This is a genomic window from Arthrobacter sp. NPDC057013 (genome assembly GCF_042674585.1).
GTDB lineage: Bacteria > Actinomycetota > Actinomycetes > Actinomycetales > Micrococcaceae > Arthrobacter.
Genome location: NZ_JBHUSE010000009.1, coordinates 130548 through 146563, shown reverse-complemented (window position 1 = coordinate 146563; position 16016 = coordinate 130548). Strand labels below are relative to the sequence as shown.

Annotated in this window: 15 protein-coding genes and 1 tRNA gene; 9 read left to right on the top strand and 7 right to left on the bottom strand. The window is 65.5% G+C overall.

All coding sequences use genetic code 11. The annotated features are described in order from the left end of the window. Nucleotides 1-83 precede the first annotated feature (83 nt). Complete coding sequence (gene phoU / locus ACFTSA_RS14040) at nucleotides 84-746, top strand: phosphate signaling complex protein PhoU (protein ID WP_377952025.1); 663 nt, start codon at nucleotides 84-86, stop codon at nucleotides 744-746. Between the two features lie 189 nt (nucleotides 747-935). Here phoU and ACFTSA_RS14035 read toward each other — a convergent pair whose 3' ends face one another. Beyond that, on the bottom strand, nucleotides 936-1682 hold the full coding sequence (locus ACFTSA_RS14035; RefSeq protein ID WP_377952023.1) for a phosphoglyceromutase: 747 nt from the start codon (nucleotides 1680-1682) through the stop codon (nucleotides 936-938). Nucleotides 1683-1787: 105 nt separating this feature from the next. Here ACFTSA_RS14035 and ACFTSA_RS14030 point away from each other — a divergent pair, with 105 nt between their 5' ends. Further along, on the top strand, nucleotides 1788-2609 hold the full coding sequence (locus tag ACFTSA_RS14030; RefSeq protein ID WP_377952022.1) for a class I SAM-dependent methyltransferase: 822 nt from the start codon (nucleotides 1788-1790) through the stop codon (nucleotides 2607-2609). On the opposite strand, the gene ACFTSA_RS14025 is transcribed toward ACFTSA_RS14030, so the two are convergent. Together ACFTSA_RS14025 and ACFTSA_RS14020 are read right to left on the bottom strand one after the other, a co-directional pair. After that, nucleotides 2610-2966, bottom strand: a complete 357-nt coding sequence (locus ACFTSA_RS14025; RefSeq protein WP_102972649.1) for a DUF2516 family protein — start codon at nucleotides 2964-2966, stop codon at nucleotides 2610-2612. Nucleotides 2967-2975: 9 nt separating this feature from the next. After that, nucleotides 2976-4160 carry a trans-sulfuration enzyme family protein gene (locus tag ACFTSA_RS14020; RefSeq protein ID WP_377952020.1) on the bottom strand — a complete coding sequence of 395 codons (1185 nt, stop codon included), beginning with the start codon at nucleotides 4158-4160 and terminating at the stop codon, nucleotides 2976-2978. A 115-nt stretch (nucleotides 4161-4275) separates the two neighbouring features. Here ACFTSA_RS14020 and tmk point away from each other — a divergent pair, with 115 nt between their 5' ends. From tmk to ACFTSA_RS14005, 3 genes are all read left to right on the top strand, one after another. Continuing rightward, nucleotides 4276-4923 (top strand): dTMP kinase, encoded by a 648-nt coding sequence (gene tmk / locus ACFTSA_RS14015; protein WP_377952055.1) that lies wholly within the window; start codon nucleotides 4276-4278, stop codon nucleotides 4921-4923. Continuing rightward, nucleotides 4920-6065: a DNA polymerase III subunit delta' gene (locus tag ACFTSA_RS14010; RefSeq protein ID WP_377952019.1), complete on the top strand. Its 1146-nt coding sequence runs from the start codon at nucleotides 4920-4922 to the stop codon at nucleotides 6063-6065. Before tmk ends, ACFTSA_RS14010 begins: the two co-directional genes overlap by 4 nt. Before the next feature lie 62 nt (nucleotides 6066-6127). After that, complete coding sequence (locus ACFTSA_RS14005) at nucleotides 6128-7699, top strand: alpha/beta hydrolase (protein ID WP_377952054.1); 1572 nt, start codon at nucleotides 6128-6130, stop codon at nucleotides 7697-7699. 104 nt (nucleotides 7700-7803) lie between these two features. On the opposite strand, the gene ACFTSA_RS14000 is transcribed toward ACFTSA_RS14005, so the two are convergent. Beyond that, the gene (locus ACFTSA_RS14000; RefSeq protein ID WP_377952017.1) at nucleotides 7804-8571 is read right to left on the bottom strand and encodes an HAD family hydrolase; all 768 of its coding nucleotides are present in this window, start codon (nucleotides 8569-8571) and stop codon (nucleotides 7804-7806) included. Between the two features lie 224 nt (nucleotides 8572-8795). On the opposite strand from ACFTSA_RS14000, the gene ACFTSA_RS13995 reads away from it, so the two are divergent. The 3 genes from ACFTSA_RS13995 (at nucleotide 8796) to ACFTSA_RS13985 (ending at nucleotide 11383) form a co-directional block, all read left to right on the top strand. After that, nucleotides 8796-8868 (top strand) — tRNA-Thr (locus tag ACFTSA_RS13995). 263 nt (nucleotides 8869-9131) lie between these two features. Then, nucleotides 9132-10958: an ATP-dependent endonuclease gene (locus ACFTSA_RS13990; RefSeq protein WP_377952015.1), complete on the top strand. Its 1827-nt coding sequence runs from the start codon at nucleotides 9132-9134 to the stop codon at nucleotides 10956-10958. A 140-nt stretch (nucleotides 10959-11098) separates the two neighbouring features. Further along, complete coding sequence (locus ACFTSA_RS13985; protein WP_377952013.1) at nucleotides 11099-11383, top strand: hypothetical protein; 285 nt, start codon at nucleotides 11099-11101, stop codon at nucleotides 11381-11383. An 846-nt stretch (nucleotides 11384-12229) separates the two neighbouring features. On the opposite strand, the gene ACFTSA_RS13980 is transcribed toward ACFTSA_RS13985, so the two are convergent. Genes ACFTSA_RS13980 through ACFTSA_RS13970 form a run of 3 tightly spaced genes read right to left on the bottom strand, consistent with a single transcriptional unit; the run spans nucleotide 12230 to nucleotide 15030 of the window. Next, complete coding sequence (locus ACFTSA_RS13980) at nucleotides 12230-12763, bottom strand: hypothetical protein (protein WP_377952011.1); 534 nt, start codon at nucleotides 12761-12763, stop codon at nucleotides 12230-12232. Further along, nucleotides 12760-13476 carry an SOS response-associated peptidase gene (locus ACFTSA_RS13975; protein WP_377952010.1) on the bottom strand — a complete coding sequence of 239 codons (717 nt, stop codon included), beginning with the start codon at nucleotides 13474-13476 and terminating at the stop codon, nucleotides 12760-12762. The genes ACFTSA_RS13980 and ACFTSA_RS13975 overlap by 4 nt, the downstream gene beginning before the upstream one ends. Nucleotides 13477-13521: 45 nt before the next feature. Beyond that, nucleotides 13522-15030 (bottom strand): NlpC/P60 family protein, encoded by a 1509-nt coding sequence (locus ACFTSA_RS13970; RefSeq protein WP_377952009.1) that lies wholly within the window; start codon nucleotides 15028-15030, stop codon nucleotides 13522-13524. Nucleotides 15031-15412: 382 nt separating this feature from the next. Here ACFTSA_RS13970 and ACFTSA_RS13965 point away from each other — a divergent pair, with 382 nt between their 5' ends. Next, the gene (locus ACFTSA_RS13965; protein WP_377952008.1) at nucleotides 15413-15712 is read left to right on the top strand and encodes a DUF4193 domain-containing protein; all 300 of its coding nucleotides are present in this window, start codon (nucleotides 15413-15415) and stop codon (nucleotides 15710-15712) included. Nucleotides 15713-16016: the final 304 nt, after the last annotated feature.

Sequence of the window (16016 nt, the reverse complement as noted above, 5' to 3'; positions counted from 1 at the left end):
AGTGTGCGGTTGGACTGCCGGAACGGTGACACGAAATTCTGACCGCCGCGGCGGGGCGGAGTTTCCAAGGAAAGGACGCCTACGTGCGCAAGGTTTTTCAGGAGGAGCTGGCCCACGTGGGCGAGGACCTCATCGAGATTTCAAAGCTGGTCAGCGAAGCGATCGGCAAGGCTACCACCTCGTTCGAGAGTGCCGACGTCGACCTGGCCCAGGACGTCATCGCCGCGGACGCCAGGATCGACTTCCTGCAGAACAGCCTCGACGAGCGCGCCATCGACATCCTCGCGCTGCAGGGCCCCGTGGCCAGTGACCTGCGCATGATCGTCGGCTCGCTGCGGATGAGCGCCTCCCTGGAGCGGATGGGCGACCTCGCCCGCCACATTGCCCAGCTCGCCCGGCTGCGGTTCCCCTCCATGGTGATTCCCGAGTCGCTGACCGGGACGTTTAAGAGCTTCGCCGAGCATGACATCGAGATCGCCAACAAGCTCACCGAACTGCTGGAGACCCGCAACCTCGAGGTTGCCCGCGACATCCTCAAGGCCAACTCCGCGGTAAACGACCTCCACCTCAGCGTCTTCAAGGCGATCGCACGCCCCGACTGGCAGGAAACCCCGGCCACCACCGTGGACGTGGCCCTGGCCAGCCGCTACTTCGAGCGGTTCGCCGACCACGGCGTGTCCGTGGCCCAGAAGGTCACCTACCTCGTGACCGGTGCGTGGCACCCGAACAGCATCGAGCACGGCTAGAAACCAAGCCGGGCCAGGCAACACCTTCGGGTTTTTGTCCACGCATTGGCCCCTCCGGGCGTCTTGAGGCCAATACGTGGACAAAAACTCCAGTGAAACGAACGGACGACGCCGGCTGGTCACCTCAGGTGACCGGCCGGCGTCGTCCGTTTTTTGGTTTCGACAGGCTCAGCCAGGGGCTGGCAGAAGCTACTTCTTGCCCTGGTTGGCGACGGCCAGGATGGCCTGTTCGGCGGCCTCGGGATCGAGGTAGGTGCCGCCACGGGTGATCGGCTGGAAGTTCTCGTCCAGGTCGTAGACCAGCGGGATGCCGGTGGGGATGTTCAGGCTGGCAATGTCGTCGTCGCTGATCCCGTCAAGGTGCTTGACCAGGGCGCGCAGGGAGTTGCCGTGGGCGGTGACCAGGACGGTCTTGCCGGCCTTCAGGTCTTCCTTGATGTCCGATTCCCAGTAAGGGAGCAGGCGGATGAGGACGTCCTTGAGGCACTCGGTGCGGGGCAGGTCGTCGCCGAGGTCCTTGTAGCGCGGGTCGCGGGACTGGGAGAACTCGCTGCTGTCGTCCAGGGGCGGCGGCGGGGTGTCGTAGGAACGGCGCCACAGCATGAACTGGTCTTCGCCGAATTCGGCCAGGGTCTGTGCCTTGTCCTTGCCCTGCAGTGCACCGTAGTGGCGCTCGTTCAGGCGCCAGTCGCGCTTGACGGGGATCCAGCCGCGGTCAGCCTTGTCCAGGGAGATGTTGGCTGTGTTGATGGCCCGCTTCAGGAGCGACGTGTAGAGGATGTCCGGGAGAATGTTGTTCTCAACCAGCAGTTCCCCACCGCGTGCTGCTTCCTCGCGGCCCTGGTCGTTCAGGTCAACGTCCACCCATCCGGTGAACAGGTTCTTGGCGTTCCATTCGCTGTGGCCGTGGCGCAGCAGAATCAACTTGTAAGTCATGATTTTCATCCTAGCCGAGCGCGGCCTGCGGGCGCCGAGAGTTACATCACGCGGCGGCGCCGCCGAACCGGGCCGCATCCCGGCGCCGCCCGATAGGCTGGGGCCGTGGTGCAGAAAGCAGAACGGGTGGTGACCAACCGGAGCAGCCGGGGCAAGCCGGTGGGGAATGTGACCCGCGGCACCACCAACCCGAACCGCATGCGCCGGCTGGACCGCTGGCTGGCCGGGCCGCAAGCCTGGCGGCTCCGGAGGGCTGCTGATCCGCTCGTCGTGGACCTGGGTTACGGCGCCTCGCCGGCCACCGCCGTCGAACTCTTTGAACGGCTCCGGGCGGTGCGGCCGGATGTGCGCGTCTGCGGAATCGAAATCGAACCGGAACGGGTGCGCGCGGCGAAGCCCCTGGAGCGCCCCGGCCTGAGTTTCCACAACGGCGGGTTCGAACTCCCGGTGCCCGGGAACCCGGTGTTTGTGCGCGCGTTCAACGTGCTGCGGCAGTACGAGGAAGCGGACGTCCGCGGCATCTGGGAACTGGTGCAGGGCCGGCTGGCTCCGGATGGCCTGTTCATCGACGGGACGTGCGACGAGATCGGCCGCCGCTCTGCCTGGGTTGCCCTCGATGCCGGGCGTGCCCTAAGCCTCACCATGTCGGTGCGGTTCGGGAGTTTCGTGCTGCCGTCGGAGGTCGCGGAACGCCTGCCCAAGGCCCTCATCCACCGCAATGTTCCCGGCGAACGAAGCCATTTGCTGCTGCAGGCCATGGACCGCGCCTGGCTGGAGGCGGCGCCGCTGGCGCCGTTCGGAAACCGGCAGCGGTGGACGGCCATGTGCAGGGCACTGCTCGACGCCGGGTGGCCGGTACATGATGGCCCCTCGCGTTGGCGGCTCGGGGAACTTACGGTCGGCTGGGAAGCTGTGGCGCCCAGCTAGTCACCAGGGGCCGTACGGGCCCATGTTACGGCTGCCGCCGCGGCCCGCGTCCTTCACGGCCGGCCGGACATCGGCCAGGTAAACGGAGGCCGCCACCACGGCTCCGAGACCGAAGAGACCCAGCGGGCCGAGGAGGCCGCCTGACCCGCCGCCGAGCACGGACAGCGCTCCGACGGCCAGGCTTCCGCCGGTCAGTGCCAGCCAGAACGTCTTGGTCCGCTTGCCTACAGCCTCAAAGGCGTTGGGCCGGTGGCGGACGCAGTCAAAGAAGGCCCACACCTCCAGGGCCAAAGCAATCAGCCCCAGGATGTAGTAGACCGTGCTCTCAACGTAGAAAATCAGTAGTCGTCCGTCCACCAGCCCAGCCTATCGGTCCAGCGCGTCCAGCGCCTGCTTCAAATCGGCCCACAGGTCCTCGACGTTTTCGATCCCGACGCTCAGCCGCACCAGGTTCTCGGGGACGCTGGCCGGTTCCGCGGCGTGCCGGCGGCGCCGCTCGATGAGCGACTCGACCCCGCCGAGTGACGTGGCAGGCAGCCACAGGTTCAGGGCGCGGACCAGCTTGTCCGCGGTTTCGCAAGCGCTGAGCCCGCCGGCAGCGGCAACCTGGACGCAAAGGATGGAACCGAAGCCCGTCATTTGCGACTTGGCCAGATCGTGGCCGGGGTCCGACACGAGGCCCGGGTAGCGCACGCTCTCCAGGGCCGGGTGCGCGCTCAGGCGCTCGGCGAGCACCGCTGCCGACGCCTGCGAGCGCTCGATCCGCAGGGCCAGGGTCCGCAGCCCGCGCAGCGCGAGCCACGCTTCGAAGGGCCCGGCGATGCCGCCGTGGATGATGCGGTGGTGAAGGAGGGTTTGGCGCAGTTTCGCGTCAGAGGTCACCAGGGCGCCCAGCACCACGTCGGAGTGGCCGGCCAGGTACTTGGTCACCGAGTGAAGAACGACGTCGGATCCCAGGCTGAGCGGCTGCTGCACCAGGGGCGTGGAGAAAGTATTGTCCGTGACGACGACGGCGCCGGCGTCGTGCGCGGCCTGGGTGAGGGCTCGGATGTCCGCGATGCCGAGCATCGGGTTGGTGGGGCTTTCCAGCCACAGCATGTCCGCCGCTTTGCCGTCCTGCGGCGCTATCCGGGCCCGGACCGCGTCAGTATCGGCGATGTCCACGGTGCGGAGTTCCAGGAAGCCCTTCTCAGCCAGCTCGGCGGCCATGACCAGCGAGCCCGAGTAGCTGTGGGACGGCATCACCAGGACGCCCCCGTTGGGAATCAGGGAGAGTGCGGAGCTGACGGCGGCCAGGCCGGAGGAGTAAAGAAGGCCGGGCAGCGACGCGCCTTCGAGCTGGCCGAGGGCCTCTTCGAACGGGTCCCACGTCGGGTTCGAGTAGCGGCCGTAGCCCCGGTCGCCATCGTCCAGCGCGCCCGTGCCGAAGTACGTCGAGGAGAGCACGATGGGCGGGTTCACGGGCGCATCGCGTTCGCGGGGCGGACGGCCGGCGGCCACAACCACCGTTTCGGCAGACAGGGAGGCGGCGTGCTGATCGGAAAGACTCATGGTCACAGGGTACGTTGGCTGCCTGCCCGCGCGGAAAGCGGCGGCTTCCGGGGAGGTACCGGGGCGGGCACCGGGCATTTTCGTCGGCGGAAATCGGTAGGCTGGATAAGTGAATATGCAGAGTTCCGGACTTTTCATCGCCTTCGAGGGCGGTGACGGTGCCGGCAAGTCAACGCAGGCGGCCCGGCTGGCCGGCACGCTGGAATCGCGCGGCCTCACCGTGCTGCGCACCCGCGAACCCGGCGGGACGCCCATCGGCGAGAAGCTCCGTTCGCTGGTGCTGGACCACGGCCATGGCCACATCGACGCCCATACCGAGGCCCTGATCTTCGCCGCCTCCCGGGCCGCGCACGCCGCCCAGGTCATCAGGCCGGCCCTCGCCCGCGGCGAGGTGGTGCTCACCGACCGCTACATCGATTCCTCGGTGGCGTACCAGGGCGCCGGCCGCGGCCTCGGCACGGACGCCGTCCGCAGTGTCAATGAGTGGGCCACGTCCGGGCTGCGGCCGGACCTGACGGTGCTCCTGGACGTCCACCCGGCCGAGGGGCGGACCCGGCGCACCGCCGGGGATGCCGCCGAGGACCGGATGGAATCGGAAGCCGACGAGTTTCACGCCCGGATCCGGCAGGCATTCCTGGACCTCGCCGGGGCCCGCCCGGAGAGCTACCTCGTCCTCGAGGCAGGACAGCCCGTCGAGGAAATTGCGGGTCTGATCCTGGAGCGGGTCGAAAAGCTCCTTGCAGCAAGGGACATGCAGCCATGACCGTCTGGGATGACCTGCAGGGACAGCCAGCCGTGGTCGCCCAGCTGCGGCAGGCATCCAAGGGTGAAGGGCTCACGCACGCCTGGCTGTTCACCGGGCCCCCCGGCTCGGGCCGTTCCAATGCAGCCAAGGCATTCGCCGCCGCCCTGAACTGCGACCAGGACGACGTCACCAGGCGCGGCTGCGGCACCTGCCCGGCGTGCCTGACCATCCTGGGTGAAACCCACGCCGACGTCTCCTTTGTCCGCACCGAAAAGGTGACCATCACCATTGAAGAGGCCCGCGAACTCGTGGCCACCGCCGGCAACAGGCCGTCCTCGGCACGCTGGCGGATCATCGTGGTGGAGGACGCCGACCGGATGGCGGAACGCACCACCAACGTGCTGCTCAAGGCCATCGAGGAGCCCACCCCACGCACCATCTGGATGCTGTGTGCCCCCTCCCCCGCGGACGTCCTGGTGACCATCCGCTCGAGGTGCCGGGCAGTGGCGCTGCGGCTGCCGCCCGCCGCCGACGTCGCGGCCCTGCTGGTGAAGCGCGACGGCGTGGATCCGGCCCTTGCCGAGCGCGCCGCCCGGGCGGCCCAGAGCCACGTGGGCATCGCCCGGCGTTTGGCCCGCGACGCCGAGGCCCGGGAGCGGCGCCTGGAGACAGTCCGGTTCCCGCTGGGGCTGCGGGGCATCACGGCCGCCGTAATGATGGCGGACAAGCTCGTGAAGATCGCCACCGAAGAAGCCACGAGCTCCAATGAGGAACGAGATGCCGCCGAAAAGGCCGCGCTGCTGGCCACCCTCGGCGCCCCTGAAACCGGGACCCTGCCGCCGGCCATGCGCAGCCAGGTCAGGCAGCTGGAGGACGATCAAAAGCGGCGCGCCAAGCGCTCCGTCACGGATTCCCTGGACCGCACGCTGACGGACCTCCTCTCGTTCTACCGGGATGTCCTGATCATCCAGCTGGGGAACGCCGTGGAACTGGTGAACGTTGAGCTGAGGAGCGAACTGGAAGAGTTTGCCCAAAGGTCCGGGCCCGACGTGACCCTCGCCCGGATGGACGCCATCAACAACGCCCGCAAGCGGATCACCACCACCAACGTCGCACCGCTGCTGGCCGTAGAGTCAATGGCCGCAAGCCTGATCCAGTAGCCACGCCGCCGCCCGCCCTTTGCCTGACCGAGCTGACACCGCCCACAAGGAGAAACCGCATGATGTCTGCCCCGCCTCTGTCCTCGCGACCCCGGACCCTCGCGGCCGGGATGCGGGCGGCCGGCGCCATGGCGCTGGCCGTCCTGCTGGCATCGTGCAGTGCCCTCGGCTCTTCCCACGACGGGTCCTCGCAGAACGGCTCCACCGGACAGGCCGACCCCTCCATAGCGGCGGCCGCACCTGCGGGGCTGAAGTCCTACTACTCCCAGAAGATCATCTGGGAGCCCTGCGAGGACAAGATGCAGTGCACCAAGGTCAAGGTGCCTGTCGACTACGCGAAACCCGACGGCGACACCATTGAACTGGCTGCGGTGAAGATCGCAAGCACCGGGGACAAGAAGGGCAGCCTGCTGATCAACCCCGGCGGCCCGGGCGCCTCGGGCTACGACTTCGTCAGGGACGCGGGCAACAGTCATTTCTCCGACACCGTACGCGCCAACTATGACCTCGTGGGCTTTGATCCGCGCGGCGTCAAACGGTCGGCGCCCGTCACCTGCCTCACCGACAAGGAGCGGGACGAAGCCCGCGCCAAGATCTACGCCCCGGAAACCGATGCCGGGCTGGCAACGCTCCGCGCCGACAACAAGGCCATCGCGGCCAAGTGCGCCGACCAGACCGGGCCGGTGCTCGGACACATCGACACCGTCAGCGCCGCCAAGGACCTGGACGTCCTGCGTGCCGTGCTCAACGACTCCAAGCTGAACTACATGGGCTTCTCGTACGGGACCTTCCTCGGTTCCACGTACGCTTCGCTGTTCCCCGACAACGTGGGGCGCATGGTCCTCGATGGTGCCATAGATCCCTCGCTCAGCGCCGAGGACCTGACCATGGGCCAGGCCCGTGCCTTCGAGAAGGCGCTGCGCGCCTACGTTGAGCATTGCCTCGGGGAAGAAGGCTGTCCGCTCAGCGGCACGGTCGACGACGGCGTGGAGCAGATCCGTGACCTCATCAACTCTGTGGTCCAGACCCCGCGCACCGCCAAGGACGGCCGGTTGGTGGGAGGAAACGCCTTCGTGAGCGGCCTCGTCGTTCCGCTGTACGGCAACGAGAGCTGGCCGGCACTGACGCAGGCACTGGACGCAGCCATGAAGGGCGACGTCAGTCTCATGCTCCGGCTGGCTGACCTGGGTGCGGACCGTACCCCCAACGGCAAGTACACCTCCAACACCACGTTCGCCTTCGGCGCCATCAACTGCCTGGACTACCCCACGAGCAGCGACCCCTCGGCCATGCGCGCCGAAGAGCAGCGGCTCCGCGAGGCCGCCCCGACGCTGGGCTACTTCTTCGCCTACGGCGGGGCGAACTGCGCGGACTGGCCTTACAAGAACATCCGGACCCCGGCCCCGGTGAAGTACAGCGGCTCCGCCCCAATCGTCGTCGTCGGCACCACCGGTGACCCGGCAACGCCGGTGGACTGGGCCAGCGAACTGCGGAAGCAGTTGGGCAACGCGTCCCTGCTGACCTACAAGGGTGAGGGCCACACCGCGTACGGCCGGTCCAACAACTGCATCAGGAACGCGGTGGACAGGTACCTGGTGGACGGCAAAGAGCCGGCAGACAACACCGTCTGCTGACCCCTGTGCCGACTGGGTAAAGCCCGACGGCGGCCGGTGCAGCAATTGCCGCGCCGGCCGCCGCCGGGCGTTTAAGTTCGCTGGTGACTCCTTCTGCCGGCGCCTCAGTGCCGGGAGGCGCGGCGCTCCAGGAGTGCCGGAAGGTCCTTGATGGAAGGCAGGACGTCGGTGGCGCCGGCGTCGCGAAGCGATGCCTCGGAGTTAGACCCGGTCAGCACCCCGGCAGCCACCGATGCCCCGGCGCGGAGACCGGAATGGATGTCCGCGGCGGAGTCCCCCACCACAGCCACTTTCCGGACGTCGTCAATGTCCAAGGCCAGGACCGCCGTCAAAACCATGTCCGGGAACGGCCTGCCCCGGCCGGCGTCCGCGGGGCACAGGCTAAGGTCGGCCAGGCCCATCCAGCCCAGGGACTCGAGCACCATGTTCTGCGTGTGGCGCCCGAAGCCGGTGGCCAGGCAGACCTTGATGCCGGCGTCCCGGAGCCAGCCGATGGTGTCCTCCGCCCCGGGGACGGCCCGGACTCCGCCGTCGGCGATGAGTTCGTCGCAGTTCAGCTCGAACTTCTTGTTGGCGCTGGCCGCCGCCTGGGCATCGTCGAACAGTTCAGCGAAAACGGTCATGCGGGAGATGCCGGAACGCTCCCGCGTGTAGCGCAGCATGCCCTCGAAGCGCGCCGAGCCGGCCGCGACCCCCTGTTCCGCCAGCGTGCGGGACATCGCGCGGTCCATGAGGCCGCCGTCGTACACGGTTGTACCCACCATGGCCAGCACCGCGAGCCGGACTGGCAGTTCATGCTCTGCCGCCTCCGCACCGGCGGAGATGGCGGTACGGACCGCGCTGCCGGTGGAGATTGCGCTGTTTGGTGTCATGGTTGAGCTCCTTTGCCGCTGGTGCGCAGGCATGCTGCGCCACGCTTTTCATTCCAGCATCGCGGCTGTTGCTGTTGCGGGCCTGAACCGGACCCGACGGCGGAATGAACGTCCCGCCAACGTCAATCGCAACCTGCTGGACGCTCATTTTGACCCGGACGCGGGGACTCTATTACAGTTGTCTCTTGCATGAACCGGCCGGTTTCCCGGCTGATTGGTGCGGTGCTTCCTTAGCTCAGTCGGTAGAGCGTTTCACTCGTAATGAAAAGGTCATCAGTTCGATTCTGATAGGAAGCTCGGGATAAACCCCGGACAGCCCCTACATTTAGGGGTTTCCGGGGTTTTTCGCTGGTTAAGCCCGAAGACGTCCAAGGCGCTAGGGCACACTTATGGCACACTTTGACTGTAGTTGCGCAAGAGATCATGGCCCGAGTCTAGACTCCGACCAGTCTTCTGCAGCCTGGAAGGCACCCGGGAGCTTCTGCCGGTTGGAGGCACAATCGCTGCGCACAGGCGGGCGCCAACGAGGTTTCCGACAAAGACGGCACCGAGGGGACGTTTTGACGCAAGATTGGACCGAACGGTTTGAAGCCGCTTTTCCCGGGTATTCGCACCTCACGGGTGGTGATGCAAACAACTTCGACTTCGCAATTGACCGCATAGATCTGATCGGTGGTCATTCGATTCCGTTGCAGCGTGCGGGTGTAACCGCCGTTGTCGGTGCCAACAACGCTGGCAAGTCGACAGTGCTCCGCGAGGTCTGGGAGAAACTCTCCGAGCAGCCCGGACAGCCCGAACAGTCTCGTCTCGCAGTGGAGTCACTCGAACTGTATGGCCCTGGTTCTCCAGCGGACGTCGTTTCATGGCTGGGTCAGAATGCGAGCTTTGTGATTCAAGGCACGAGCGCTGGCTTTCAGAGAGCACAGACAGGCCTCCACCACCCGGGTATCCTTACTCAGACTTGGCAGAATCCGCTCCACGCACTTGGCGCTCTTACGAGTTGGCTTGTGTTTTATGGCAACGCCCAAGGGCGATTTGGGATTGGGGGCGCCGCTGAAATGCGTGAATCGGTTGGAGATCCACCACAACATCCCGTTCACTATCTACAGGACTCAAGGCTGCTCCTCGACAAAGTGAGCGCCGTTTCTCGTGACGTGTTTGGTCCGCCGCTAACCCTCGATACTCTTGGTCGCACCCTTCGCCTCCGCGTCGGGGAAGTGGGTTTGGAGCCGCCTCGAATTGATGACATTCCCGTCGAGTACCGCCAGCGAATGGCTGATCTGCGGCCGCTAGATGAACAAGGCGACGGAATGCGGAGCTTGATGGGTCAGCTACTCCCAATCGTGACTGCAGCCTACAAGGTCGTCATTATCGACGAACCCGAGGCATTTTTGCATCCGCCTCAAGCCCACGCTCTAGGCGTGGAACTTGGTCGGTTGGCAGTGAAGACGAGCCTCCAGATCCTGGTGGCTACACACGACCGGAGCTTTCTGACTGGGCTCCTCGACTCAGGCGTAGACGTTTCGGTTGTCCGACTGACCAGGAGCGACGGTCCGACCAAGGCAAGCCGGCTCGACCCTGATCAGCTTAAGGAGCTTTGGACCGACCCCGTACTGAAGTACACCAATGTTTTGGACGGGCTATTCCATCGCCTTGTAGTCGTTGCGGAGGCGGAAGGCGACTGTGCTTACCTCGCAGCGGCGATGGATTGCGACGAGCGTCAGGACGGGCCCCTTCCTAGGAATGAGATCCTGTTTGTTCCAACGGGCGGAAAGGACGGCATGGCTAAGGTGTCAGCGGCACTCAGCGCCCTGGACGTACCGGTCGTCGCTGCCCCGGACCTCGACATGCTCTCCGATCAAAAGAAACTTCAGGTACTGGTCAATTCCGTGGGCGGTGTTTGGTCGGACGACATGGGACAACTGTGGAAATCGGCCACCGTCGACCTGAATGCACGGCGGGAACCGGCCAAGGTCGGTCATGTGCTGGACGCCATTGTCTCCGCTCTCGAAGACAAGCGAGAGACTCAGTTCTCGAATCGTGACAGAGAACTCGTCCTCGCCCAACTTCGCACACAAGGGTCACCCTGGGCTTCCGTCAAGGAGCATGGCATGTCGGCTTTCAAAGGCACCGCCCGTAAGGCAGCGGGCGCTCTGCTCACCCTGCTGGACGAGGCAGGCGTCGTCTTGGTTAAGGAGGGAGAGCTGGAGCGCCTCGCGCCCGAGGTTGATGTACGCAAAGGCCCGGGATGGTTGCAGGCTGCGCTATCCGAAAGGGAACATTGCAATCAGGCGACTCAATCGCATGTCGACCGCATTTTGAATGCTGGAAAGTCGAAACTCGATCAAGAACGCACTGCCCCGAATGACAGCATTGAGCAAAATTAGCCCGGCCGGAATCTGCGGTCACTCCTGCTAACGGATGACACACTTCCCTGAGAACAGTCGACTTCGTTGCGGGGCAAGCGAACAGGTGCCGCCACTACCATTGCCGATCCCGAGGGTGCGAGGCGGGACTGCTGACGTTTTTGATTGCCCCGTCTGCTCAGCTTGTCTGGAAGGTATGCCCGTGGCAATTTGCTCTCCTCGGGTTCGCTAACTGCCAGACTGACGAGCACATTGAGCTCGTCGAACTGCTTACGGGCACGCAGAAGAAGCTCAAGTGCACCAAGTGCGGCGCGGAGTGGCTCCGCGGCGAGCCCCGGCCCGGCGGCCAGGCCCTGCCGAGTCTGGAGGAGATCAAGAAGCGGTTCCCGAAGCCCGAGGACGTCGATCCGCTGAAGCTGGCGCGGGCGAGCGAACCAACCTTCTGACCTCGCCCCGTGGTGCAGAACTCTGCGATTCAAGTTGCCCCGGGGGGCGAAAATGGTGCTTTGTGGCGTCCCGCCCACCCTTTTCCGGGTTCCCGCCCAACCCCCGCCCAGCCTGGCCGACCCCGGGAATGCCCTCAAAATCCGCGTGATTCCGCGGTTTTTGCCGGGCCCGCCCGGCCCGCCGGTCTGACCGGCCGAAAAACTGAGGACATACAGAGAGAGGAAGTGTTATTAGTTTGGAGAGCAGCAACAACTAATAACACCGGCCTCCCCTTATATATATAGTTTTCTCTCTTAAGACTGGTCATTCATTCATAAGGGGCCTCCTTCCCTTTATTTGCAAGGATTTTCCCGCCCGGCAGGGGGCTGGGCGGAGGGTGGGCGGGGCTGGGCGGAGCCGGGCGGACGGCTGGCCGGGCCCCAAACTCGTTCAGGCAGCGCAGGACCGACCCACTGCTGCTGCGACAGCGGTAGCGCAAACACGACGACGCCCCTCGGCCGTTCCGGCGCATAGAAACCAATATGGGAGCCTTCACTCCGAAGCTGCGCACTCGCCTCCTGGAGGGGGTTGCGCGCCTGAGGGGGAGCGAGAAGCTCCGCCAGGCCGAGGAAAACCCGTCGGAGCCACACCGGGGGTGACTTCTTGACGCCCCCAAAAAGAGCATGATCCATCGGAGTCGAAAGCTATGTCACAGGCTCACTCCCTACCTGCCACCCACCCCTCGGACGAAATGGGAACCATTCCAAGCGCGTCTACGCATGGGAACGCGCATGAAAGGACAACAAGAATCAGTGGCCAACGCTATGGGCCGGCCACGAAGGACGGACAGTCACCGGGGGCTGACTTCAGACGTCCCCATCCTCCACGGCATTCAGCAGGTCCCGCAGCACAATGCTCAGCTCATTGAACCCGTGCTGGTAGAAAATCTCGGTCATGTCGTACAGGCCGGTGTTATCGAGGTCGCTGGGCACGGCGGAAGCTGCTGCGATGGCCTCCGCCTTCCCCGGGGCGGCTGGCCGCTCCCGGTCGCCCTCTTCGTCGCCGTCGAACCAGCGAACGACGCTGGTGCCGCCATACGCGCGGGACAGGGTTTCGTTCAGCCCTTCGGCCTGCTGGGCGGCCAGGTCCAGCTCCTCGGACGCGGTCATGACCCCGAGAGTGCTTTCCTCGTGGTGGTCGGCGTAATGGACGCCTTTGACGGTGGAGCGGTGCCATTCGGCCAGTTGCCGCAGCACCTGCTCCAGTGACCGCTGCGCGTCCAGGAGATCCCCAAACACGGCATAACTGTCCGAGGGCTGATCCAGCCGCCGGGTGGCCCTGGCGAGGTCTTTCGCGGCCGCGGCCAGGCGGGCGGAAGCGTCCCGCGCTCCCCCGGTCATTCGGCTTCCTCAGGCGGTGCCGGTTCGATCAGTTCCGGGCCATTGTTGCGGACGCTGTTCACCCTGCTGCTGACCACCTGTGGTGTCAGAACCGGCTCGGGAACGGAGTCCAGCAGCATCTGGATGTCGGCCTTGTCGGTGGTTCCGGGGTCCAGCCAGTCCCCGAACATGTCCCGGGGGATGACGACCGGGGCCCGCTCATGCACGTGCCCCAAAGAATCCTGGGCGGTCGTGGTGAGCACCGTGCAGCTGAGCAGCCACCGCTCCGGGTCGTCCTCCGGCAAGGACGGGTCCGGCCAGAATTCGTACAGCCCGGCGAAAGCGAGCAGGTCTTCGGTCTCGGAATACAGGTAGTGGGGGATCTTCTTCCCGTCCGGGGTCTTCTGCCACTCGTAGTACCCCATCGCCGGAAGCAGCCCGCGTCTTTTGACCGCAGCCTGCCGGAAGGACGGCTTCTCCAGGATTGTCTCACTCCTGGCATTGATTAATCGGGCACCGATCTTCATGTCTTTTGACCAAGACGGCACCAGACCCCAGCGGGCGATCAGCAGCCGGCGCTCCAGGCTGCCCTCGTCCAGTTTCTCGGTGATGATCGGGACGTCCTGCGTGGGCGCGATGTTGTAGCTCGGCCTGGCCTGCCCCTCGGCCTCTTTCGCGTCGAAGTGGGTCAGGAGATCCCCGGTGGCCCTGCTCATCACGTAGCGTCCGCACATGCGACCATTCTGCCCCACCGGAGCGGGGCAGAATGGTCATCGCGCTCAGTATCTGGCCACGTATGGGTAGGCGCTGACAGGCCGCCCGCTGGTATCCAGTAACTGGTTGATTGGCATCTCCAGAATTCCGACGGCGGGGTTTAGCGCGTTCACCATCCGCCCGTTGCCCGTGTAGATGCCGACGTGCCAGAAGTTCCCCGGGCTGCCGAAAAACACCAGGTCACCCGGCTGGGCCTGAGCGATTGGCACCTTGTTAGGAGCCGACGCGTACTGCTGGGTCGCGACACGTGGCGTGGAGATGCCGCCGGCGGCGAAGGAGAACTGGACAAGACCGGAGCAGTCAAAGCCTGTCGGGCCCGCACCGCCCCAGACGTAGTGGCCGGTGGTGATTTTGCTGCGGGCGACGGAGATGGCCGTGGCCACACCACCGGACGGCGCTGGAGCGGTTCCGGCGCCTGCACCGTTCGCACGGGTCCACACGACCCTGCCGCCCTGGTAGATCACCAGATTGCTGTCGGTCTGGACGTGCAGCTCCCCGCCGGGGAGTCCGGCCGTCCGGCTGTCCCAGATGGGTCGATTCGTTGCCGTGTAGACGACCAGGTTGCCGTCACTCTGCATGACGGCCCAGTTGCCTGCCCCACTGGTGGCGGTCGCCCACACGGCACCGGACGGCCCGTACAGCACGAGGTTTCCGTCGCCCTGCATGATGAGCCGGTAACGGCGGTCCACAGAAAGGCGCCACTCGTTGGCTGTCAGGGTCGCATTAGGCTGCACCTTGAAGAATTGGGCTCCCCCATAGCTGGCCCACGTCGGATAGCCGGCGCTGTAGACGACGAGGTTGCCGTCGTTCTGCATGACCAGCGTCGATGCCCCAAATCCATCGGTCCCCGACCCCCACAGGGACTTACCGGCGGCGGTGTAGACGACAAGGTTGCCGTCGCCCTGCATGACCGCCCAGTTGCCGGCGCCTGTGGTCTTGGTGTCCCATAGAGCCCCGTTGGGCCCGTAGACGACGAGGTTGCCGTCCCCTTGCATGATCAACCGGAACCGTCCGTCCGTCGAGAGCAGGGACGCGTTGGCACGGAGGACGGCGCCAGGAGCCAGCCGGTCGGTCGGGGCCGCTACCGTACCGCTAGTGCGCGCGAGGGTGGAATAGCCGGTTTTGGTGCCGGTGACGCGAACGCTGATGGTCTTCCCGGCATCCGCGGCGGCCACGAGGTGCGCCTGGCTTGTCGCGCCACTGATGGCAGTGCCGGCACGCAACCATTGGTAGCGAAGGGTCACCGGCGCCGGACCCCAGGTTCCGGGGTTGGCCGTCAGACGCATACCCAGCCTGGCCGTGCCGGTGATTGTTGGGACCGGGCCGGTGAGCGTCCCATAGGCGACGACCGCTGTCGCCCGGCTCGTGCGGACGACCGTTCCATATCCGGTCTTGGACCCGGTGACCCGGACAGCCAGGACCTTGCCCCGGTCCAGCGGCCCTTCGACATAGCTTGCACCCGTTGCCCCCGGGACGGCGATGCCTGAGCGGAGCCATTGGTACCGCAGAGTCACGGGGGCAGGTCCCCATCTCCCCGGTACAGCCGTGAGTCGGGCGCCCACTTTCGCTGCGCCGGAAATGGTTGGTACGGGCGCGGTGAGCACCCCGGCCGCCGAAGCCGAGGGCAAGCCAACCAGCCCCATCAAAACCGCAAGAGCTACAAACACGCCTAAAACACGGCCCAGCCAGCCAGCACCCACAACGCCCCCCGTATGAATTTGATCCGGTACTCCCGGCCGAACCTATGTGTCCCCTCAAAGGCCTGTCCACCGGTCAGCACGGACCTGCGCGAATCCTGTGGCAATCTTGATGGGCTCTTTTGACATTGGAATATTGGCGCAATGGTGTATGTTGCATCTCCGGTCATCCAACGCAACAGAAAAGAGAAGCACCTCAGTGGCAACTGATTACGATGAACTGCGCAGCGACGTCAAAGAATCCCAGGACAGCTCCCTGGAAGCGCTGCAGACCGCGAAGGCACCGGACGCGAAGAGCGTCGTTCTGGAACTGGACGAAGCCGACGTCCTTGACGGGCTCACCCCGGGTGGCGAATTCATCGCCGAGGAGCTGACCGTCCAGGTCATCCCCCAGGCTGACGACGAGTTCACCTGCTGGTCCTGCTTCCTGGTCCGGCACCGGTCCCAGGTCGCCAGGGAAAAGGACGGCCACGCCTACTGCGTCGAATGTGAAGGCTGATCCGGCGCAAGCCGCTGGCTACCCGGCAATGGGCGGCCCCGTCCAGGCCGCCGTGTGGGAAGGCATCGAGGCAGAGTTCGGCCTCCCCTCCCCCAGCTGGAAGTCGGCGTCATTTGACGTAACATAGGGCCCCCGGACCGCTCGTTGGGGCTTACAAACTCCCGGAATTTGCACACACAGCGATTACATGTAAGGTGCCGCTCAGAGCGTTACCCCCGGACGGACCTCGACAGGACAGAGCTACGTACGGGACACTGCAGCCCTCGCGGCCCATTGAAAACTGAACCCCCGGAAGCAGCTCGAC

What these genes read in the sequence shown, in the direction of transcription:
- ACFTSA_RS14035 (WP_377952023.1), bottom strand. Translation starts at nt 1,682, where the DNA reads ATGACTTACAAGTTGATTCTGCTGCGCCACGGCCACAGCGAATGGAAC.
- ACFTSA_RS14020 (WP_377952020.1), bottom strand. Translation starts at nt 4,160, where the DNA reads ATGAGTCTTTCCGATCAGCACGCCGCCTCCCTGTCTGCCGAAACGGTG.
- tmk (WP_377952055.1), top strand. Translation starts at nt 4,276, where the DNA reads ATGCAGAGTTCCGGACTTTTCATCGCCTTCGAGGGCGGTGACGGTGCC.
- ACFTSA_RS14010 (WP_377952019.1), top strand. Translation starts at nt 4,920, where the DNA reads ATGACCGTCTGGGATGACCTGCAGGGACAGCCAGCCGTGGTCGCCCAG.
- ACFTSA_RS14005 (WP_377952054.1), top strand. Translation starts at nt 6,128, where the DNA reads ATGTCTGCCCCGCCTCTGTCCTCGCGACCCCGGACCCTCGCGGCCGGG.
- ACFTSA_RS14000 (WP_377952017.1), bottom strand. Translation starts at nt 8,571, where the DNA reads ATGACACCAAACAGCGCAATCTCCACCGGCAGCGCGGTCCGTACCGCC.
- ACFTSA_RS13980 (WP_377952011.1), bottom strand. Translation starts at nt 12,763, where the DNA reads ATGACCGGGGGAGCGCGGGACGCTTCCGCCCGCCTGGCCGCGGCCGCG.
- ACFTSA_RS13975 (WP_377952010.1), bottom strand. Translation starts at nt 13,476, where the DNA reads ATGTGCGGACGCTACGTGATGAGCAGGGCCACCGGGGATCTCCTGACC.